At 40.1% G+C, this 21,155-nt stretch carries 21 protein-coding genes; 6 read left to right on the plus strand and 15 right to left on the minus strand.

All coding sequences use genetic code 11. The annotated features are described in order from the left end of the window. The first annotated feature begins 97 nt into the window (after nucleotides 1–97). Nucleotides 98–1,144: a lactonase family protein gene (locus UR08_RS06645; protein ID WP_115752890.1), complete on the plus strand. Its 1,047-nt coding sequence runs from the start codon at nucleotides 98–100 to the stop codon at nucleotides 1,142–1,144. 46 nt (nucleotides 1,145–1,190) lie between these two features. Here the strand turns inward: UR08_RS06645 and UR08_RS06650 are convergent, their stop codons facing one another. The 7 genes from UR08_RS06650 to UR08_RS06680 all read right to left on the minus strand — a co-directional run bounded on the left by UR08_RS06650 (nucleotide 1,191) and on the right by UR08_RS06680 (nucleotide 8,570). Further along, a complete protein-coding gene (locus tag UR08_RS06650) occupies nucleotides 1,191–1,865 on the minus strand; it encodes a histidine phosphatase family protein (protein ID WP_115752891.1) in 675 nt (224 codons plus the stop codon). Between the two features lie 162 nt (nucleotides 1,866–2,027). Then, nucleotides 2,028–2,270 carry a DUF2187 domain-containing protein gene (locus UR08_RS06655; RefSeq protein WP_115752892.1) on the minus strand — a complete coding sequence of 81 codons (243 nt, stop codon included), beginning with the start codon at nucleotides 2,268–2,270 and terminating at the stop codon, nucleotides 2,028–2,030. A 163-nt stretch (nucleotides 2,271–2,433) separates the two neighbouring features. Next, nucleotides 2,434–4,752 (minus strand): RNA polymerase recycling motor HelD, encoded by a 2,319-nt coding sequence (gene helD / locus UR08_RS06660; protein ID WP_115752893.1) that lies wholly within the window; start codon nucleotides 4,750–4,752, stop codon nucleotides 2,434–2,436. 207 nt (nucleotides 4,753–4,959) lie between these two features. Further along, nucleotides 4,960–5,901, minus strand: coding sequence for a siderophore ABC transporter substrate-binding protein (locus UR08_RS06665; RefSeq protein WP_115752894.1), 942 nt, complete (start codon nucleotides 5,899–5,901; stop codon nucleotides 4,960–4,962). A gap of 14 nt (nucleotides 5,902–5,915) precedes the next feature. Beyond that, nucleotides 5,916–6,689 (minus strand): iron ABC transporter ATP-binding protein, encoded by a 774-nt coding sequence (locus UR08_RS06670; RefSeq protein ID WP_115752895.1) that lies wholly within the window; start codon nucleotides 6,687–6,689, stop codon nucleotides 5,916–5,918. Beyond that, entirely contained in the window at nucleotides 6,686–7,630 is a 945-nt protein-coding gene (locus UR08_RS06675) for an iron chelate uptake ABC transporter family permease subunit (protein WP_115752896.1), read from the minus strand. The genes UR08_RS06670 and UR08_RS06675 overlap by 4 nt, the downstream gene beginning before the upstream one ends. Beyond that, a complete protein-coding gene (locus UR08_RS06680) occupies nucleotides 7,623–8,570 on the minus strand; it encodes an ABC transporter permease (protein WP_115752897.1) in 948 nt (315 codons plus the stop codon). Before UR08_RS06680 ends, UR08_RS06675 begins: the two co-directional genes overlap by 8 nt. 168 nt (nucleotides 8,571–8,738) lie before the next feature. Here UR08_RS06680 and cbpA point away from each other — a divergent pair, with 168 nt between their 5' ends. Then, nucleotides 8,739–9,380, plus strand: coding sequence for a cyclic di-AMP binding protein CbpA (gene cbpA / locus UR08_RS06685; RefSeq protein WP_115752898.1), 642 nt, complete (start codon nucleotides 8,739–8,741; stop codon nucleotides 9,378–9,380). Between the two features lie 46 nt (nucleotides 9,381–9,426). On the opposite strand, the gene UR08_RS06690 is transcribed toward cbpA, so the two are convergent. Next, nucleotides 9,427–10,611: a serine hydrolase domain-containing protein gene (locus UR08_RS06690; RefSeq protein WP_115752899.1), complete on the minus strand. Its 1,185-nt coding sequence runs from the start codon at nucleotides 10,609–10,611 to the stop codon at nucleotides 9,427–9,429. Between the two features lie 184 nt (nucleotides 10,612–10,795). Here UR08_RS06690 and UR08_RS06695 point away from each other — a divergent pair, with 184 nt between their 5' ends. Continuing rightward, a complete protein-coding gene (locus UR08_RS06695) occupies nucleotides 10,796–11,809 on the plus strand; it encodes a tagatose-bisphosphate aldolase (protein ID WP_115752900.1) in 1,014 nt (337 codons plus the stop codon). Between the two features lie 50 nt (nucleotides 11,810–11,859). Here the strand turns inward: UR08_RS06695 and UR08_RS06700 are convergent, their stop codons facing one another. Together UR08_RS06700 and UR08_RS06705 are read right to left on the minus strand one after the other, a co-directional pair. Continuing rightward, the gene (locus UR08_RS06700) at nucleotides 11,860–12,573 is read right to left on the minus strand and encodes a CPBP family intramembrane glutamic endopeptidase (protein WP_115752901.1); all 714 of its coding nucleotides are present in this window, start codon (nucleotides 12,571–12,573) and stop codon (nucleotides 11,860–11,862) included. Between the two features lie 108 nt (nucleotides 12,574–12,681). Further along, entirely contained in the window at nucleotides 12,682–14,016 is a 1,335-nt protein-coding gene (locus UR08_RS06705; RefSeq protein ID WP_115752902.1) for a 6-phospho-beta-glucosidase, read from the minus strand. A gap of 151 nt (nucleotides 14,017–14,167) precedes the next feature. On the opposite strand from UR08_RS06705, the gene UR08_RS06710 reads away from it, so the two are divergent. Further along, complete coding sequence (locus UR08_RS06710; protein WP_115752903.1) at nucleotides 14,168–15,136, plus strand: LacI family DNA-binding transcriptional regulator; 969 nt, start codon at nucleotides 14,168–14,170, stop codon at nucleotides 15,134–15,136. Between the two features lie 69 nt (nucleotides 15,137–15,205). On the opposite strand, the gene UR08_RS06715 is transcribed toward UR08_RS06710, so the two are convergent. Further along, nucleotides 15,206–15,862, minus strand: coding sequence for a Crp/Fnr family transcriptional regulator (locus UR08_RS06715; protein WP_115753741.1), 657 nt, complete (start codon nucleotides 15,860–15,862; stop codon nucleotides 15,206–15,208). Nucleotides 15,863–16,039: 177 nt separating this feature from the next. On the opposite strand from UR08_RS06715, the gene UR08_RS06720 reads away from it, so the two are divergent. Together UR08_RS06720 and UR08_RS06725 are read left to right on the plus strand one after the other, a co-directional pair. Then, on the plus strand, nucleotides 16,040–16,354 hold the full coding sequence (locus tag UR08_RS06720; RefSeq protein ID WP_115752904.1) for a hypothetical protein: 315 nt from the start codon (nucleotides 16,040–16,042) through the stop codon (nucleotides 16,352–16,354). Continuing rightward, nucleotides 16,335–17,558, plus strand: a complete 1,224-nt coding sequence (locus tag UR08_RS06725) for an MFS transporter (RefSeq protein ID WP_115752905.1) — start codon at nucleotides 16,335–16,337, stop codon at nucleotides 17,556–17,558. The genes UR08_RS06720 and UR08_RS06725 overlap by 20 nt, the downstream gene beginning before the upstream one ends. Before the next feature lie 51 nt (nucleotides 17,559–17,609). Here UR08_RS06725 and UR08_RS06730 read toward each other — a convergent pair whose 3' ends face one another. The 4 genes from UR08_RS06730 to UR08_RS06745 all read right to left on the minus strand — a co-directional run bounded on the left by UR08_RS06730 (nucleotide 17,610) and on the right by UR08_RS06745 (nucleotide 21,069). Beyond that, nucleotides 17,610–18,422 carry a sugar phosphate isomerase/epimerase family protein gene (locus UR08_RS06730; RefSeq protein ID WP_115752906.1) on the minus strand — a complete coding sequence of 271 codons (813 nt, stop codon included), beginning with the start codon at nucleotides 18,420–18,422 and terminating at the stop codon, nucleotides 17,610–17,612. 133 nt (nucleotides 18,423–18,555) lie between these two features. Further along, nucleotides 18,556–19,110 (minus strand): GNAT family N-acetyltransferase, encoded by a 555-nt coding sequence (locus tag UR08_RS06735; RefSeq protein ID WP_115752907.1) that lies wholly within the window; start codon nucleotides 19,108–19,110, stop codon nucleotides 18,556–18,558. Nucleotides 19,111–19,250: 140 nt separating this feature from the next. After that, nucleotides 19,251–20,486, minus strand: coding sequence for an MFS transporter (locus tag UR08_RS06740; protein ID WP_205757242.1), 1,236 nt, complete (start codon nucleotides 20,484–20,486; stop codon nucleotides 19,251–19,253). Nucleotides 20,487–20,595: 109 nt separating this feature from the next. Further along, nucleotides 20,596–21,069: a MarR family transcriptional regulator gene (locus tag UR08_RS06745; RefSeq protein WP_115752909.1), complete on the minus strand. Its 474-nt coding sequence runs from the start codon at nucleotides 21,067–21,069 to the stop codon at nucleotides 20,596–20,598. Nucleotides 21,070–21,155: the final 86 nt, after the last annotated feature.

Genomic DNA, 21,155 nt, shown 5'->3' on the forward strand with positions numbered 1-21,155 from the left:
TATTCCTAGTAAAAGCGTAGCAAATTAGTCTATCCTATTTCTCAATTATGCTATAATGAATAAGCGAGAACTTTTTAAATTAGGAGGAATGAAAGCGATGGCAAAACAAACTGCAACTGCTTACATTGGAACTTACACCAAGGCAGAATCGGAAGGGATTTACCGATTAGTCGTGGATACAAAAACAGGAGCGATTTTGGAAAATAAATTGGCTGGAAAAATGGACAACCCAACTTATTTGAAGATCTCGGACGATGAAAAATATCTTTATTCCGTTGCTAAAGATGGAGATAAAGGGGGACTTGCGGCTTTTGAAATTAATCCAGATGGTTCACTTTCTTTGCTTGGCACTCAAGTAAAAGTAGGAAACCCACCCTGCTACGTTGATGGCTCAAAAGATAATGCCGTTATTGTTTCTGCCAATTATCACCTTGGAACGATTCTTAGTTATCCAACTGAAAAGGGAAAATTGCTTGCCCCGCTTTCTGAAATTAAGCATACTGGAAAAAGCGTACATGAGCGACAAGAAAAACCACATGCACACTTTGCTGGATTTACGCCGGATCAAAAATTTGTCGTTACTTGTGACCTTGGAACCGATCATGTGACAACTTATAGTGCGAAAGATGGTCATTTAGTACAAGTCGCTGATCTTGTTGTCACACCAGGAAGCGGTCCACGTAATCTTGTTTTCCATCCCAATGCGAAATGGGTTTATATCATGACGGAACTCACTTCAGAGGTTTTCGTTGCTAGCTACGATGAAAAAACGGGAGAACTTTCCATTATTCAGTCTATTCCATCACTTCCAGCAGACTTTTCGGATGAAAACAAGGGAAGTGCGATTCATATTTCTAATGATGGTCGTTTCCTTTACGTTTCTAATCGTGGTCAGGATGCCATTGTTTCGTTTACAATCGATGAAACTAGCGGCAAATTGACACTGCTTGAAACGGTTTCTGTGGAAGGGAATGGACCTCGTGACTTTGATTTAAGTCCAGATGGGGAGCTTTTACTCGCAGCAAATGAAAATACGCAAAACGTAACGGTATTTAAAGTGGATAAAACGTCGGGACGGTTAACGCTGCTTCAGAAGGATATCAAGGTTCCTGAACCTGTCTGTGTCAAATTTATGCAGGCTTAAAATGGGAATAAAAAAGGCGCACGGCTTCGAAGCCGTGCGCCTTTTTTTATTTTTGCCCAGCTAATATGTAACTCGTATCTCCAACTGTTTGAACGGTCAGTGAGTTATCTTCATAAAGCAGTGTAGTCATACTTGCGTTTTCCAGCAGAGGATTTACTTTTTCTGGGGCAATTAGTGAAATAGCGGTATTGATCGTAAGACCATGGGCTACAACCAAAATATGTTTTTCTTCTTCGCTTTCTTCACGTTGAATGATGGTTTCTAGGGCATTTTTGACACGTGCTTCCATCGCTTCCCAAGTTTCTGCGGTATTTGTTGTATCCAGTTCGCAAACGCCTGCTATAATTTCAGCAAAACTAGTCTGCGCCATACCTCTTTCTCCTGATTCATAGCCTAAGTGAGTTAAAACGGCGTCAAACATATCGGCGCTCGGTAAGCCTTCATATTCGCCAAAACATAGCTCGCGTAAATCTTTTAACATCGTTTCTTTGAGATGTGTTTGCTTACTTTCTTGTAAAACAAGGCGAGCCGTTTCTATGGTTCGTCTTAAGTCGCTTGTATAGACGGCATCAAATTTCAAATCGAGGCCTCGTCCAAGACTCTTAGCTACTTCTCTACCCGGCTCAGTTAAAGGCGTATCGGACCAACCTTGGATCCGTTCCATTTTGTTAAACATGGTTTCACCGTGGCGTGTTAAATATAAATAAATTCTTCCGCTCAAAAAAATCGCTCCCTTCTCTCTTTTATGATATCAATCGGCTTATGTAAACGCAACCTTTTGAAAATTTAGCAAAAGAAAAAAACTCAGTGTGGGCTGAGTCCTTTTTCCTTAGGAGGGTTTGGCAATCTTTTAGTTTTGGGGTACCAAAAGATAGCCATTTGCTTATGCCGTCTGTGCCTTTTTGAATAGAGTTAGTTTAGCAAAGTTAACGACGGTTCTTCGACTTTCACCAAATTTGATTGGTTCTTCGTCGACTTCAACCAAGACGGAGTTTGTATAAAAACCAAGCACTCTTCCAACATACTGAATATGTTCCCGTTCAAACAATATTTGGTCTCCCAACTTTATTTCTGTTTCATATTCTGGCTCTGTTTTCATTAAACTAAAACTTCTTTGTTCGCTCATCTTGTTAACCTCGCTTTCCTTTTCTCTATATGTTTATTATAGCCGTATTCGAATTCGTTCTTCTATTACTCATGATAAATTTAATGGTTATTTTTATAGAAAATGTGACAATTTATACACAAATACCCTCACAGCTTAGCCAAAATAAGCTGTAAGGGTATTTTTAGCGAGAAATTCGGGAAGAATTATGTGTGCTTATCTTTTCGAATTGATAAAGTTCTTCTGGGATATCTGAAAATAGCCGCGACTTAGTTCCATTCGAAGTCACAACCAAATCGTGCATGGCGCGTGAACAAATCGTATAAAGCAAAGTGCGTTCTTCTTCAAGCCTATAAGCCTCGTTAGAAGCATCGAGCACGATTACACTATCAAATTCAAGCCCTTTCGCTAAATAAGACGGAATAATCATCACGCCTTCTTGCAATTTTTGGTGCTCAAAATGGACGAGCCGAACTTTCATTTTTTTGTAAAGTGAAAGATAAGCAGCCTCACAAATTTCTTGGTTTTTCCCAATGATGGCTACCATATTCGATTTTTCTACTAGTCGGTTGGCTTCTTCGTAGACTTGTTCCATCATTTCAACATAATCTTCTGTTTCAATCAACTTCGGTAGACTTCCTTCGCGTGCAAACGGAACAATTTCTTCTTTTGCTTGAATGATGCCTTTTGTAAAATTGGTAATTTGCTCTGTAGAACGGTAACTTTTATTGAGTCGAATCACTTCTGTTTTTTTAGAATCAAACAAGTCTTTGATTTCTTCAAGCAGCGTTCGTTCTTTTTCTTGGGTTTTAAAAATAGCTTGATTCAAATCCCCAAGCAAGGTGAAGCGACTACTTGGAAATAAAGTTTTGAGATAATAAATTTGCGCGGGTGAATAATCTTGGATTTCATCAATAAATAAAAATTTCATCGCACGATTGGCTTCTTTACCGACTACGCGATCTCGCAAATCAAGATAAAATACCACATCTTCTTGCGCAAGTTTATTGGCATTTAAACTATCAACCAGCCGTTTGATTTCGGTCTTCCATTCGCTTTCCTGGATGCCAAACTTTTCCAGTTTTAAAAGCCTCGGAACGGTTTGCATGAAATGAACAAATTGCTGACGAATATGGAAAAATCGATTTTTTTTGACCGCTTGATGGACTTTTTTCATTTTAAGGCGGACAAGTTTTCGCGCCAAATAATCTTGTTCAGCATCAAAACTGTCAAATTCAAGTTCAAGCGGAACAAGATTTTGATAGGATTCTTCACTTAAAAGCTCAATTTCGTCTTTTACCCAGTCTTTTTTGGCTTCCTCGTTGGCAAACACAAATAGTTCCTCACGCAAAGCTTTTCGCGTTAGTTCAAGGCGCGCCGGGAGCGAGTAATCAGAACGAGTTTGATAAAAGATTTCCTTCACTTTGTTCTTGGAAATCACGGTCTTCCCGCGAAAGCGAATGTCTTTAAAACGCAAGCCGTCTTTTTGCAAAAGCTTTTGGTAGCGAGAAATGGCAGCAAAAAGCTGTGTATCTTCTTTTAGCCCAAGGATATTCTTGCGCAATTCGTTCGCCTTGTCCTCAAACTGTTCAAATAAGCTTTCCATTTCAAGTTTTTCGAGACGCGCTGCCGTAAAATCTTGAAAGGTGGTTTGTAGCATATTTTTTTCGCCAAGTTCTGGGAGAACATTACCAATATAATAGTTAAATAAGCGGTTTGGGGAAAAAATAATCATTTGCTTTTCATCGAGACCCTCACGGAAGCGGTATAATAAATAAGCGATTCGCTGTAAGACAGCCGAAGTTTTGCCGCTTCCTGCTGCACCTTGAACAAATAAAAGGTCACTTTTCGTATCTCGAATGATTCGATTTTGTTCACGCTGGATAGTCGCAACAATATTCTTCATTTGTAAATTGGATTCTGCACCAAGCACTTCTTGAAGCATTTCATCGCCAATCGCTGCGCTCGTATCGAACATTGATTGTAGTTTACCTTTTTTGATCGAAAATTGTCGCTTTAAAAGCACATCCACCGTGAGCTTGCCTTGCGGCGTATCGTAACTTGCTTCTCCCATTTCCCCGTCATAATAGACGCTTGAAATCGGCGCACGCCAGTCATAAACTAAAAATTGATCGTTTTCATCTAGTGCCGAACCAATCCCAATATAGATTTCTTCACGCGCCGTTTCTTCATCTGCAATATCAATCCGAGCAAAATAAGGTGAGTTTTTCATTTTATCGAAGACTTTTAATTGTTTTTCAGCATGTTCATAGTTTCGTTCTCGTTCACGCAAAAAGTGTTCCTGCTGGCGAATACTGATATTCGTTTCGGATACATCATCAGGCTCGAGCAAGTTGACTCGAACGTCTTCCCAGAAATTCGAACGGATATCACTGGCTTCTTTTTTAACGGAAACTAGCGAGTCTTTGATTTGCTTTTCTTGTGCTTTAATTTGCTCGATAGTATAGTCAATTCGTTTTTGTTCTTGTTTTTCCTCGCTCATAAAAAAGCCTCCTAAAAAAATATTGACAAACGATTGTTTTTCGTGTATAATTTAATTGTATTAAGTCTATTTTTGTGTTAAAATTCACTAACAGTATTTTTTAGTATAGCATGGAATCATAAAATCCGCAATGTCTTTCCACTTGGGAAAGGCTTTTATATGTCAAAAAAGAAGCAGCTGAACACGTGTCCAGCTGCTTCTTTTTGTTTAAAAACTATCGCCAACTTCTTTGACCATTTCTTTGACAGATTCAAGTCCGCCTCCCGATAGATACCAATACTCAGGATTTAAATAAATGATTTTGCCATTTTTATAGGCATTTGTTGTTTTTACTAAATCATTTTCCACCGTTTTCTTAGCAGAAGATTCTCCGCCAATCGCTGCCCCGCGGTCAATCACGTACAAATAATCAGGATTTTTCTCGGAAATATATTCCATTGAAATACTTTGACCATGTGTAGAAGCTTTGATCGAGGTATCAACCGGTTCCACGCCTAAAACATCGTGAATCAAGCCAAAACGCGAGCCCGGTCCATAAGCACTGATTTTCCCGTCATTAGCAAGAATAATCAGCCCTTTTTTCCCCTTCGGAGCTGCCGCTTTCACCTTATCAATTTGTGCGTCAATTTTGGCTAATTCTTTTTGTGCTTGCTTTTCTTTACCGAAGATCTTCCCAATTTTTTCAACATTCGCATGGAAAGAAGCTAAATAATCAGAAGTATCAAGGCCTAAATAAATGGTAGGAGCAATTTCACTAAATTTATCGTAAGCATCACTTTGCCGCCCAGAAATGATATTTAAGTCGCTTCCCGCTTCATTGATTGCCTCAAAATCGGGTTCTTTCAATCCGCCCGCATCTCTCACTTTATCCGTGTCAAACGCTTTTAAGTAAGAAGGTATATTTTTCTTTGGTACCGCTACGACTTTACTACTCAATCCTAGTTTTTCCATCGTGTCCAGTGAACCAAAATCAAATACCGTGACTTTCGAAGGATCTTGTGCAAGCTTCGTCGTGCCTAGTTCATGTTTAATCGTAATTTCTTTAGAGTTTGCTTTCGCTTTCTCCCCGCTTGAACTTGAATTCCCTCCACAAGCTGTAAGTACAAGTGCTAGTAAACTAATAAAAAAAAGTGTTGTGAATTTTTTCATTTTAAGCCTCCTATTTAATAAATCCTATCTTTCACATTAAAATATAGTCCAAATTTATTTCCATCGACCTCTGTAATCGGAATATCCATTTCAAAGACTTCTCGCAAAACGGCTTCATCCATCATTTCTGCGGTCTTTCCTTCTGCTAGTTTCACCCCATCTTTTAACGCGACGATTCGATCTGAATAACAGGAAGCAAAATTGATGTCATGCAAGACGAGAACAACGGTTTTCCCCAGTTCATCCACGAGACGTCTGAAAATTTGCATCATCGAAACGGCATGTTTCATATCCAAATTATTGAGTGGTTCATCAAGCAAAATATAATCGGTATCTTGCGCGATCACCATTGCAATAAAAGCGCGCTGTTTTTGCCCGCCACTCAGTTCATCAAGAAACTGATCTTGCTTTGTTTCCATTTCCATGTACTGAATCGCTTCGTCCACTTTTTGAATGTCTGTTTTCGTGAGGCGTCCCGAGGAATAAGGGAAACGTCCAAAGCTCACTAAATCTCGCACCGTTAGCCGCGCCGTCAAGTGATTGGATTGTTTCAAAATCGAAACGCGTTTTGCCAGTTCTTGGTTGTCCCAATCGGAAAGCTTGCGCCCCGAAAGCGTAACCGCACCGGAATCTGGCTTAATGAGTCTACTCATGATGGAAAGAAGTGTGCTCTTTCCTGCTCCGTTTGCGCCAATCAGTGAGGTGATCGATTGAGGCTTCACTTCAAAGGAAACATCGTTTAAAACCGTTTTATCGTGATAGGTTTTTGTGATGTGTTCAATTTTCATACAAGTTTCCTTCCTTTCAAAAGTAAATACAGAAAATAAATCCCGCCTGCCAAATTGATAATCACACTGATTGGCGTGTTGAAATGGAAAAGTCGTTCGGCAAGGACTTGGCCAAAAGTTAGCGTCAACACGGAAATGAGCGCGGCAGCTGGGATCAAAATTCGGTGCTTATACGTTGGAAAAAGCTGGTAAGCGATATTCGAGACGATCAAGCCAAGAAACGTGATGGGCCCGACGAGCGCGGTGGCGATACTCGTTAAGATGGCCACCACAATTAATAAGCGCTTCACCACTTTTTCATAAGAAACACCAAGATTCATCGCTTCTTCTTTTCCAAGCGTGAGCACATCCAGATACTTGCTGATTTTGCCTAGATAAAGGAAGACTAGAAGCATGAGGATAGCGCTTAAAAAGAGCACGCTTTGATGGACATTACCGAAGCCAGCAAAGCTCTTGTCTTGCACGATTTGGAACTCATTTGGGTCAATCAGCATTTCCATAAAGGAAGAAAAACTGCTGAAAAAAGTGCCACAAATGATACCGACAAGAAGCAACAAGTAAATGCTCGTACCTTTGCGCTTAAATAAGAGATAGTAAAAAACAATTGAAAACACCACCATTAGCCCGCAAGAAAGCACAAAATTGATTTCGCTTCCGAGGTGAAGCAGTTTGCTTTGTCCCATTAAAAAGAGTAGCGCGGTTTGGAACAACATGTACAAGGAATCAAGCCCCATGATGCTGGGTGTCAAAATTCGGTTTCCCGTGATGGTCTGGAAGATAACGGTTGAAATCGCAATTCCAAGTCCTGTTAGGAGGATGGCAAGCCACTTCGTTACGCGAAGCTTTAAGGCAAACTCTAGGTTCCCGCCAATAAATAAAAATAAATAACAGGCTGAAAAAATCAGCACGAGGACGACTAAAAGGGTCATTTTTTTACGCATAGCTCTTCCTCCTAAACAGTAAAATGAGGAAGATGACGCTGCCGATAATGCCTACAACTAAGCTAATCGACACTTCGTACGGGTATAAAATAATGCGCCCAATCATGTCGCAAACGAGCAAAAAGGAAGCGCCAAATAGTGCTGTATCCATCAAATTTTTCTGTAAATGATCGCCTTTTAAAATCGAAATAATGTTTGGAACGATCAAGCCGAGAAAAGGAATCATCCCCACTGTTAACACGACGGTTGCTGTGATAAAAGAAACGATTATCAGTCCAATCCGCATAACTGCGCGATAAGAAAGGCCTAAATTGCTCGCAAAAGATTCTCCCATTCCACTCACTGTGAATTTATTAGCATACAAGTAGGCAAGGATAAATAGTGGGATAGAAAGATAAAGAATCTCGTAGCGTCCCTTCATGATCATTGAGAAATCCCCTGAAAGCCACGAAGAAATATTTTGTACGAGATCAAATTTCACGGCAAAGAAAGTAGAGATGGAGCTGAGAATATTCCCGAACATCAACCCTACAAGTGGAATCAAGATGGTATCGCGAATGGAAATCGAGTCCAGAATCTTCATAAATACAAGACTTCCCGCCAGTGCAAACAAAAAGGCGACACTCATTTTGACAAAAAGTGACGATCCGGTAAAGAACAACAAAGAAACAAGTATTCCAAGTCTTGCGGCATCCATGGTTCCAGCAGTCGTTGGAGAAACAAATTTGTTTTGTGTCAAACTTTGCATAATCATACCGCAAATACTAATTCCAGCACCGGCAATGATAATGCTAACTAGTCTTGGAAAACGACTGAAAAGAAAAATATCGAGCTCGTGACTACTCCACGTATTTATATGTATTGGAAGCTTTTCTATGCCTACAAAAAGAGAGACGATAGCAAGGAGTAAAAATATGATAAAAAGTACCAGTCGTTTCATTTCACTTCTCCTTTTCAAGCTCGTATTTCTTCACTTTCATTTTCCTCTTCCATTCTAATTGATAATGAATCTCATTGTCAATAAGATGCTAGTAAAAATTTACTGTACTAACTGTACCATTTGAGATAAAATGAAAGAGGTAGGTTAAATTGAGAAGGAGTGACTGATATGTTGATTAAAAATCTTTGCATACCAAAAACCAAACTAACAACGGTTCCAGAAACAGCAACGTTAAAAGAAGCGATCGATCTACTTGAAGAATCTGGTTATCGCTGTGTTCCTATTCTTGATAAATCTGGCGACAAATTTTTGGGAAATATATACAAGATGCACATCTATCGCCACGCAGCAAACGGAGGAAGTTTAGACCAACCTGTAACTTCTTTGCTCAAGAATGCAAGCAAGCACATCAGCGTCAACTCCTCATTCTTCAAAGTGTTCTTTACGATTAAAGAACTGCCTTACATCGCAGTATTAAAAGAGAATGGCGACTTTTACGGGATTCTAACACATGGACAGTTACTTGGGCTTTTAGAAGAAGCTTGGAATGTAAAAACAACGAGTTATGTCTTAACGATTGCGACAGGCGAAGTTCCTGGAGCTCTTACGAAAATCACAAAAATCATTGATAAACACACGACAATTGCAAGTGTGATTACGCTCGATGATCAAAGTTCAGATTTTATCCGTCGTATTCTTGTCTCTCTTCCACTTTCTGTTACAGAAGAGAAGAAAGACGAAATTGTACGGCACTTAGATCGCAAAGGCTTCCGTGTCGTTGAAGCCGAAAACTTACAAGAAGAAAAATAAGACAGTCAAAAACCTGTATCCGCTAAATACGCGGATACAGGTTTTTTTAATTTGTTCGATTCAAAATTTTATATACTTCATTATTCACTTTCCCAAAGGAAGAAATATTATTTTGGATGTTTGAAAATAAAATGACGAAAGTTTTTCCGGATTTACTAATGCTATTCGATACGTTCCAACCATTTAATACCCCGTGATTGTTATAACTTCCAGGATCTACGTAAAAACCCATTCCGTAACCCGAACTACTTCCTTTCGTAAACATTTCTGCTAGGCTTTCAGGTGATAATAATTTCCCGCTCATTAACGCTTGGTCAAATCGGTACATATCTCCCGCTGACATGTAAACATTCCCTACTCCAAAAAGTTGAGATAAGTCTGGCATGCTCGGGATGCTATAACTGCCATCTTGTTTTAAATAATAACCTGTGGAGGCATTTTTTTGTTTTGCAAAGTCCTCATAAAAACCCACTTGTGTCATTTTAGCTGGTTTAAAAATGTGCTTTTTATAATAGTCTTCTAGCTTCTCCCCACTCAGTTTTTCAACTAAATAAGCAAGAACGGTATAATTGGAATCGCGATAATCCCATTTCCCTGGAACTCGTTTTATTCCTCGCTCTTCAATATCTTGAACTAGCTCTCTAGGAGTGATTTTTGAATTCGTCTCAAGGTGCCCTTTTAATCCACTTGTATGGTTCAGCAAATTTTTGATCGTGATCCCGCTCGGAAATCCTGTCAAATACCTTGAAACCGGATCTGTAAGTGAAAGTTTTCCTTCTTCCACCAATTGCAAAATGGCCGTTGCCGTTAATGCTTTTTGTGAAGAACCAATGTAAAACTCCGTGTCTGGCGTATTTTTTTCTTGCTTTTCGCGATTTCGATAGCCGTATCCCTTATTTAAAACCATCTTCCCATCACGAACTACAACTGCCGTTCCACTGAAATGAAGCTCCGTAAGGTATTGATCTAAGGCTTCATTTTGCACGATCTCTTTCGTTTCTGTTGCTGCTTTTTTCTTTTCTTTTTTACGAGAAACAGAAGGTTGCGCTTTTTGATTTGATTTCGCTTCTTGCGCTGCTGTATCTGTGTTTTTCGGTGTTAAAAGCCGGACGACGAGAAAAAGCCCTGCTAGAAAAACAACAAGAGACAAAATAAACACTAAAATTTTTCTTCTGCGTTTCTTTTTTTCTTGCCGTCTTTGATTTTTCCGATTTTGTTCCAAAGTGAACACCCCTTAGCCGCTAATCTATCAGAAAAAGAGATTGTACCCCGCGCTTTCCAAAAGTTCGATAACTCCTATTTGAATAGTAGTTGAAAATCTCGCAAAAAGCAATTTTTAACTAGAGGGTTTAAAGAAACTCCTACAGGGTAAAGAATGACGTGTGAAATCTGCAGAAAAAGGAGATCGATGTATAATGGTTACAATGACAAGAGGTAAATTCGATAGTTTAAATCGACTTGCCAATGATAAAGGTGTAATTGCAGCGCTAGCGATTGACCAACGTGGTTCGCTCAAAAAAATGATTCAAGCTGCAAAAGGTACGGAAGACAAAAAAGATGTGGAAGACTTCAAAAAATTAGTTTCCGAAGAACTTACTCCTTATGCTTCTGCTATTTTGTTGGACGATGAATACGGTACACCAGCAATTAAAGCACGCCATGAAGGCTGTGGGCTTTTAACTTCTTATGAAAAAACTGGATATGATACGACGATTCCTGGTAAGTTGCCGGATTTAATTGAAGACTTGTCAGTACTTCGTATCAAGGAAAATGGCGGAGATGCGGTTAAAATTTTGGTTTATTATGATCCGGATGAGTCTGATGACATTAATGAAATTAAATATGCTTTCTTAGAACGGATCGGCGCGGAATGCCGCGCTGTCGATATCCCATTTTTCCTTGAGCCAATTACATATGATGCGAATGTAACTGACTCAGGTTCGCTTGAATACGCTAAACTAAAACCTGCTAAAGTGAAAAAGGCAATCAAGGAATTCTCGAAGCCTCGTTACGGCGTTGATGTTTTAAAACTTGAGGTTCCTGTCAACTTTAATTATGTTGAAGGTTTTGCAAAAGGTGAATCGGCTTATTCTCAAGCGGAAGCTGCGCGCCATTTTGAAGAGTGTTCGGATCTTTGTCCGCTTCCTTTCATTTATTTGAGTGCTGGGGTTACGGCGGAAATGTTCCACAAGACGATTGCTTTTGCGAATGAACACAATGTGCAATATAGCGGCGTGCTTTGTGGCCGTGCAACTTGGAAAGATGGTATCGAAGTTTACGGTAAGGAAGGCGACGATGCGCTTCGTGAGTGGCTTCGCACGCAAGGGAAGGAAAATATCACTTCGCTTAACAAATTGCTTGATGAAGGTGCTGTTCCTTGGTGGACAAAATACGGCAACAAGGAAGATATCCAAGTTGTTGATAAATAATCTGGATGCGAAAAAGCCTTTCGAACACAATGTTCGAAAGGCTTTTTTCTTTAGACGATGAAGAAGTAGCCGATTAAATTGTTGATAAAGTGAAGCAAGATGCTCGCTTCGATGCGTTTTGTTTTGTAGTAGACTAGACACAAGCCAAACGCCATCACGAAGTAAACGAGGAAACTTGGGATATCTGTTGGCAAATGAGCGAGAGTGAATAGCAAGGTACTTACTGCAAAGCCGATTTTCGGATACTTCCAGAAAATGATTTTCATGATTAAGCCCCTGAAAACGACTTCTTCTGTGATCGGCGCTAGAATGACAACGGCGACGAACACGACAAGCGGTGATGCCGAACTTACCATGTCTTCAATCCCTGCTTGATTGGCGGTATTGAAATTTGGATCTAAGTATGTAATCAGGATTTCAAGGAGATTTGAAATGATAAGGGTGCCAAGGCTGATGACAATAAAATTCAGCCACGTTTTTCTTGAAAAAGCTCGAAAAGAAAAAAGTTTCATGTGCGAGACTTTCATCAAGAAAAGTAGAATAACGAGAGCGAATGCTTGTGTGAGATTCATGTACCAAGTGATTTGCAAGCCACCTATAATGCTGTCAAACGATTTTCCTGCGTCTAAGCCTTCAATAATCGGCGGGATTGTGGCGAGAATTTCGCCAATAATATCAAGAATAAAATACAAAACCAACCAAATAATACCAAGCCAGGCTTTTGGTCGAGGTTCTGTTTGAAGTTTAATTGGTTCGTTTTCCATCGCTGTCTCCTCCAAATGCTTTTTATTAGTTCTATCATACACGATTTCGCTCGTTTTCCATACCCCTTTAAAGCAAAAAAAGACTCGCCGAAGCGAGTCTTTGAAATTTTAGGCTTGTTGTTTCACGAAAAATTGAGGTAAATGGTCTTTGTGCGCTTCAAGCAATTCATCGAGTACTTCTTTCGCGATGTCCCCACTTGGCACAAGCGGATTCAGTGTAAAGGCTTGGAGAGCTGTTGCATAATCGCCTGTTACGGCTGCTTCGATCGTTAATTCTTCCATCGCTTTCATCACTTGTAATAAGCCACGTTCTGCAGGAGCGAATTTCCCAAAGTTGATGGGTTCTGCCCCGTGTGCCCCGATAATGCTTGTAATTTCAACGGCACTTTCATAAGGTACGTCATCAATGGCACCATTGTTCCGTGTGGATACTACCATTTTCGTGCCTTTATCGTTGTAAATTGAATTGATAATTTCGCAAGCGGCATCACTGTAATGCGCCCCGCCACGTTTTGAAAGCTCTTCTGGTTTATAATCCAAGTTTGGATCTTTATAGAGTTCAAACAAGCTTTCTTCAAGGCGTTTTACGACTTCTCCGCGAGTACCTTCTTCTTGGAAGGCTTTCATTTCGTCTTTTAGCATGTTATCCGTCATGTAATAATAACGGTGATACGGGCAAGGAAGCATCTTCAAATGTTTCACTTGTTCGTAAAGGAAACGCATGTCTTTGATATTTTCAACGACCATTTCTGGATTTGCTCCTGGCGCATAAAGCCCGTCAATCACTTTTTCAGTCAGTTCTGTGCCGTCTTTATCAAAGACACGATGCCAGTGCAAGTGGTTGATACCCGCAAATTTAAAGAACAAGTCTTTTTCTGGTTTCCCTAAAACAGCGGATGCACTTTTCACTGCGCCGATTGGAACGTTACAAAGCCCGATCACTTTTTCCCAGTTGCCATAGCGCAAGACGGCTTCTGTTACCATTCCGGCAGGATTTGTGAAATTGATCAACCACGCATTTGGACAAAGTTCTCGCATATCGCTTACGATATCCAAAATGACAGGGATCGTCCGGAAAGCTTTAAACATTCCTCCGGCACCGTTTGTTTCTTGCCCGATCATTCCGTGTGAAAGCGGGATTCGCTCATCTTTGATTCGCGCGTCGAGAAGTCCAACTCGAAATTGTGTGGTCACAAAATCCGCATTTGGTAATGCTTCGCGGCGATCAAGCGTCAAATGAATTTCGCAGTCAATTCCTGCTGCTTTAACCATGCGTTTCGCCATATTGCCGACAATTTCAAGTTTTTCGCGCCCTGCTTCGATATCCACAAGCCATAATTCTTTTATTGGAAGTTCACTGTAGCGTTTGATAAATCCTTCAATCAGTTCTGGTGTATAGCTTGAGCCTCCACCAATTGTTACGATTTTTACTCCGTCTTTCATAAGTATTGAACCCTCCCAAAATTAAGCGTTTTCTTCTTACAACTTGATGATAATTTATGTAATGCATTACAGGTCAACCCCCTTTTTTGAAAATTTTTTATTTCTGGTTTTGTGCTATACTAAAATTGGATAACAGAGCGAGGTGTCTGGATTGGCAAATATTCAAGAAATTGCAAAACGAGCTGGTGTATCTTCGGCAACGGTTTCCCGAGTGATTAATCAGCGCGATTACGTTAGTGAGGAAACAAGAAAGCGCGTTCAAATGGTGATTGACGAACTGGACTATGTTCCAAATCTTAATGCGGTTTCGTTAAAAAAAGGCGCGACTAAATTGATTGGACTGGTAGCTCCCATTTTTCAGGACTCTCCAGGGATTTTCATGCAAAACTTCACGAACGCCGCACAAGAACATGGGTATAATGTGACACTTTTTATGACAAACGGAAAGCGCGAGAAGGAATTAGAAGCACTTGAAATGTTGCGTCGTAAACAAATTGATGCGCTCGTCCTCGTCATCCGTCAAAATGAATGGGATGTGATTGAGCCTTATACCAAATACGGGCCGATCGTCACTTGGCAACGCGTTGAGCACAAAAAAATCGCCTCGGTTTTTATGGATCAATATGAAGGCTATACGCTCGGGCTTGAGCATCTTTACGAGCGTGGTTACCGCCGAATTTGCAATATTTACGGCTTTACAAGCGGACTAAATACGCAAAGCCGGATGCAAGCTTATGCCGACTTTTGTAAGCGCCATAATCTTGATCCGCACGAAGTCAAACACTTTTACGGGATGGGGACGCGAGCCCAAGGAGAAGAGCTCGTACATTTTTTCAAAAAGACAGCGAATAAACCGGATGCTTTTTTTACACCAAACGATTATCTGGCTGCGGGGATTGTGTCCGAGGCACGTAGGCAAGAACTGCGGGTTCCTGCAGATTTCGCCGTATGCGGCTTTGACGACCTGGAAGTAGCGCATTTATTTGATATGACGACCATTCACTACCCGGTCGATAAGCAGGCTTTAAACGCCTTTACAATCATCCACAACGAGCTCCAGCAAGCAAACCAAAAACTCATCCCACTAAAATTTTACTTGGTGGAACGAAAAACGACTTGAATGGCTGGATCGGTTACGCAAAAAAGCTTCTTCTGTTTAAAAACAGAAGAAGCTTTTTTGATGCTACTTTTAGAAAATAATGTGATCTTCCAGTAAACTCAAATTAGTAATGACGAGTTGATTTTTCGTAACCTTGATCACTTTTTCTTGCTTAAGTTGGCGTAGAATTCGACTGACGCTACTTGCAGAAGAGATCCCGCAAAACTTCGCGATTTCTTCATTTGTTACTGGAAAATCAATCACAATCTCATCACCTGTTTCCACGCCGAAAAAATCATAGAGCTCATAAATTTGTGAACAAACCGCCCCCATTTTCCCATTCATCAGCATTTGTTGCATTTTTTTCATCATATAAAGCAACCGGTACCGGTAAAATTCTTTCACGTAGTGTTGTAACTCGGGACTGTCATTGATATCCTTCCAAAATTGCACGCGATTAATTCGGTAAAATTCAGCATAATCCGATTCGACGCGAATATTATAAGGCGCATCAATAAACTGCGAATATTCATCCTTTAAAATCGAAACAATTTCGGATTCTTGAATATAGCGCAAGTTAAATTCCCGCCCGTCATTTGAGATCACGCTTGCCTTCACAATTCCCTCTTTTAAAATGTACGTATAACAATCTTCAAGTCCTTCGTAAGTTAAATATTTGTGATACCCCTTTCGAATGATCGGAAAGTCATTTTCTTCCACATAATTTCTTAACACACGATTATCCAACTTTTCTTCCCCGCCTTTTTGATCCGCTAAAAAAAGCATATAAAAAATTCGCCCAACAAACATTAACATTTGTTAATAAGATTCGTTACTTATAATTCTACACATGAAGTGTGCTTTTCGACAAGTCTTTTTCGCCTTATACTGAGAAACATATTACAAATGAAAAGAGGAATAAAGATGAATATTTGGATGAACGCTATTGTCGAACGTCTCGGCACAGCTTATAGCAACAGATTCGATTCAAAAGCAGCACTGATTTTCTTAAACGATGCGTATCAAAATGCCATAGAACTGATGCGGGAGCTTACGATCCGAGAATCACCGGAATCAAGAGAATTCCTGCGACTCTTCATGACGACAAGAGACTTATTTGTGGAACAGCTCGTTGATCGCTATCCATCCAACTACAATGAAATTGCTGCAAGAATTGAAAAAATCAAAGCACTGCAAAAGATTGGGGAACGAGATTCTTATGCCAGAAAAGCTATTTAATAAATATTTTATCGGCGTGACGGTCCTTAATTTTGTCGTCTACCTCGTTTATTATTTGCTTATGGTCATCATCGCTGTGATCGCGCAAGATGATCTTGGGGCAAGCATGAGTGAGGCAGGTTTTGCTTCTGGAATTTATATTATTGGAACACTTCTCGCACGTTTATTAATGGGAAAACAAATCGAACTCCTCGGTAGAAAATTTGTCCTTCGAGCAAGCGCTTTGTTTTATCTTGCTACGACTGTTTGTTATCTTTTCATCCCTAGCCTAGGAATTTTATATCTCATCCGTTTCTTGAATGGATTTGGCTATGGTGCGATCTCAACTGCGACAAATACGATTGTGACAGCTTACATTCCGCAAGCGAAAAACGGTGAAGGAATTAACTATTACGGCTTAAGTACGAGTCTTGCGGCTGCCGCAGGTCCGTTCCTCGGCATGTTACTTTTAAGCGCTACAAATTTTGAATTTATCATCTGGCTATCCATTAGCTTGATTTTGGCGGTTGCAATTGCTTGTTTCTTGTTTCCAGTCAAAAATATCCAACTATCTGCGGAACATGAAGCAGCCATTAAATCTTGGAATTTTAGCAGTTTTATTGAAAAGAAAGCCTTATTTATCACTTTTATCGCCTTCTTGATGGGGCTTGCCTACTCGAGTGTGCTGTCGTTTTTGTCTTCTTATGTTAAAGTGATCGATCTTGTTTCTGCAGGCTCATTTTTCTTCGTGGTTTATGCGCTTGTAATCACGTTTACTCGTCCTGTTACAGGAAGAATTTTCGATGCCAAAGGGGAACAATATGTGATGTATCCAAGTTATATCTTCCTCGCGGCAGGTTTGCTGTTACTAGGGGTCACAACGAACAACTGGACGTTACTTATCTCTGGTGCCTTTGTCGGGCTTGGTTACGGGACTTTTATGTCGAATGGTCAAGCGGTATGTTTGAAACTTGTGAACACACACCGAATCGGCGTTGCGCTTTCGACTTATTTTATTGGTTTAGATTTAGGTCTTGGCGTTGGGCCGTATATTATGGGGATTCTCAAAAATGCCACTTCTTTTAGAGGGCTTTATCTGATTGCAAGTATTATTCCACTTATTTGCACTATTCTTTACTGGATCAATCATAAAATGAAAAGCAAGAAATGGGAACGCGCCGGGGCTTCACTTGAACAGGTTCCAGCGAATGAAGAACGAATTTAAAAAGAGAAGCGGGCACACGTCCTGCTTCTCTTTTTTAGCATCTTGCTGGATTCAAATTCCATCCCAACTTTTAATTTGTTCTAAGGAATCTCGGTAATACTTACTTAAAACATCTAGATAGTTCTCCTCTTTTTCCGCTTTGAATGGATTTGGACCTTCTGCTACCATCTCCATAATAATCGGACCTTTATAATTTACTTTATGTAAGGCTTCGATTTGTCCTTTGATATCTGCATGCCCATTTCCAATAGCTTGGCGGTTCGAATCCGCTACATGATACATTCCTAATTGGGTGTTTACTTTCTCCAAAGTAGCGACTGGATTCGGCTCTTCGATATTCATATGATAAGCATCTAGTAAAACCGACAATGAAGGGCTCGCCACATCTTGAATCAATTGCAAGGCTTCAGCTCCTGTCACCACTTGATGGTTTTCATAGCGATTCAAAACTTCAAAAACGACTGCAATCCCCAATTTTTCTGCTTTTTCCATAACCGCTTTCGTACTTTTCACAAGTCTTTCCCAGTCGCACGTCGCATCATCGCTTCCTTCGATTTTTCCGACTTCCCCGTGCAAACAAATTCGAAAAGCGCCCAGTTCGGAAGCCCAATCAAGTAAATCTAAAAAATAAGCCACTGCTTGCTTGCGAACTTCTTCGTCAGCAGAAGAAATATCCACATTATTTGGTGTCACAGAAAGAACCTTTAATTGATACTGCTTCAGTAAACTCGCAAGTTCTGCTGGATTCTGCGCCAAATTCCCCTCCACTTCGACACCTGTTACGCCGATTTCCTTTGCCAATTGACACTTTTTTTCAACTGGGATATCCCCAAAACTCCATAAACAAATGCCATAATCTCGCATTTCAAATCCCCCTTTTGTTTTCACGCCACACTTTCAAATTTTAAGACTCATCATCACTTAAAAGAAAAAGTAAGCCCTTACAAAAAAGTATAACGCAATCAAAGTGAAAACGCACTCCCAAATTTAAACTAGCCTATCCTTCCTTTCTTGCCAGTTTTGGTTTAAAGAATGGGTAGAGGGCTTTTCCCAAAAATGAAGCGATCAATTTTTGGTAGTCTTCGCTGGTTAGTTTCTTTTCGCCGTGAATTAATATTTCGTACCAGATGTTTATTTCCCGCACCATGAAGCCGGATTCATGAAAACCGTAACGTTCGTAAAATTGTTTTCGTTTGAAGCGTTGCTCATAGTTTTTAGCGGTTTTGCTCGCCTCTTCAATATTTAAAACGATTCGCTTTCCTTGAAATCTTTTGGTAATTTCCTGCATGACTTTCCCGCCGAATCCTTGTCCTTGCAAACTCCGATAAATTGCAAAATAAAAAATAAAAACGACATCTTGGTACTGCACGATATATAGCAGGCCAATCCACTTGTTTTCATCTTTCAATTGATAAAATTCTACGTTTTCTTTTTTGGCTTTTCTCATCAGAAGCCAAAAGGGAATTTGCTCGGCTTTTGGGAATTCTTGTTGATATAGCTTCTTCATCTTCTTGTTATCACTAGATTTTGTGAAGGGAATAAAATGAATCATGCTGTGCACCACCTTTTTTTCAGTGTATCAAAAAACAGAAGCAATCCTCAAAGAAAATTGCTCCCGCTTGTTTTAAAAATCGTCGGCTTTTTGACTGAAACATAAGTTCCATCAATCTTGCACTAGCCACTCCATCACATTTATTTGACTTTATTTTTTGATGTCACATTCCCATTTTGTTGATGAGTTAAAATTGGAATAGCAAGTGAAATAAGCAAGGCACCCATTACCGCCGGAGCTGCGTGACCAAGGGACACATAAATTTGTCCTCCGATTAACGGCCCTATAATTCTTGCAAGGGACTGCACAGACTGGCTGCTCCCCTGAATACGACCTTGCTCGCTCGATGAAACAGACTTCGATAAAATTCCATTAAATGCAGGTCCAAATAGGGAATCCCCAAAACCAAAAACAAACATTCCGAGTATAAATAACGGAGCAAATTGGAAAATGGCTGAACTTGCGATAAACAGATAGCCAACTACGTCTAGTCCTAAACCAAGCCTAGCAATTCCTGTATCATTCAACTTTTTGAGTAGTTGCGGCATAACAAATCCTTGGGCGACGATATCTTGAATTCCCATAATCGAGAAAGTCAGTCCGATTAATACCGGCTGCCACTGAAAAGTATCTTTCGTAAATTGTGAAAAGATCGCTTGCAAAGAACCATTGGGAATCCAAATCAAGAACCCAGCGATGAACAGCCGTGCCAAATGTTTCATCGAGAAAAGTTGAACCAGTTGCGTGAAGGGATTCAACTGACTTCGCTCAATTCGTTTGAGTCGCTTTCCTCGAGTTAAACTTTCTGGTATGTATAAGATTCCGAAAAGAAAGTTTAAAAAAGTGACAGCTGCTCCGAAAAACATAGGCGTCGCATAACCAAAATGAGCCAATACGCCTCCTATTGTCGGTCCGATCGCAACGCCAGTGCCAAACAAAGCACTGACCCACCCAAAATATTTGGTTCGTTCTGATTCGGGGGTAATATCAGCGAAGTAAGCAAACAAAGTACTAATGCTGCCACCCGTAATTCCTTCAAGAATTCTGCCAAGAAATAATACCCAAAGCGCACCGCCGATTCCAAAAATCAAGTAACCGGTGGCTGCTCCGAAAAGACAAACTAATAAAACAGGGCGTCTTCCCAAGCGGTCGCTTAAAGTACCTAGCACCGGAGAAGCGAAGAATACGCAGATTGCATAAACCGAAGTCAGTGCTGTGACGATAAATGCTTGGCTCTCAGGCGTTGCCACATAAGGAGCAACGAGAAATGGAATAATTGGTGTGATAATGCTTAAACCTAAACCGCACAGAAAAATAGATAACAAACCAAAAATGAGGCCCTTTTTTTCTGGAACGGAAGGTGGTTTTCTTTCAATTTGTAACAATAGAATATCTCCTTTTTTGTTTCTTTGTCAACAAAAATCATAACTCGTTTTTGTGTCCTTGTCAACAAAAAAAAGAAACAGTTACTTATCAACCGTTTCCTTACTCATTTTTCGATTTTCTATTTTGTTTATCGATTTCTTCATCCAAATGTTCACTATAACGATCCACAAATTTCAGCATGCCTTCTAGTTCCTGCTCAGTAATCGTATCAAATACTGAGTGATCGCGCTCCCTAAATTCCTGATGGAGCTCAGTATGAATTTGATCTACTTGACGGCCTTTTTCAGTTAAGCGAAAATAAATTTCCTTTTTATTTTCTGGCTTTTGATAGCTCTCAATCACACCTTTTTCCATTAACTTTTTGGTCATTTTACTCATGGCACTTCTAGTCATGTAAAAAGCTTCCGCAAGTTTGGTCACATTCACCTCACTATTTTTCTGAATAAACTCCAAGCAGTGAACTTCAGCAGGTTTATAGCCACTTAAACTTCGCTCCATCTTGCTTTTATTAAGCCAGACTAGCTTATTATACACATCTCGAAACCCTGTCAAAAGCCGTTCTTCGCTATTCATCAAGCTTCATCCTCTCTCTTTCCTGCTTCCATTATAATAAAGTTTTGTTTCCCCTTCAACAAAACTCAAACAAAAAAAGAGAGGTT

Origin of the sequence: Listeria kieliensis (assembly GCF_003369925.1) — a bacterium.
Lineage (GTDB): Bacteria > Bacillota > Bacilli > Lactobacillales > Listeriaceae > Listeria > Listeria kieliensis_A.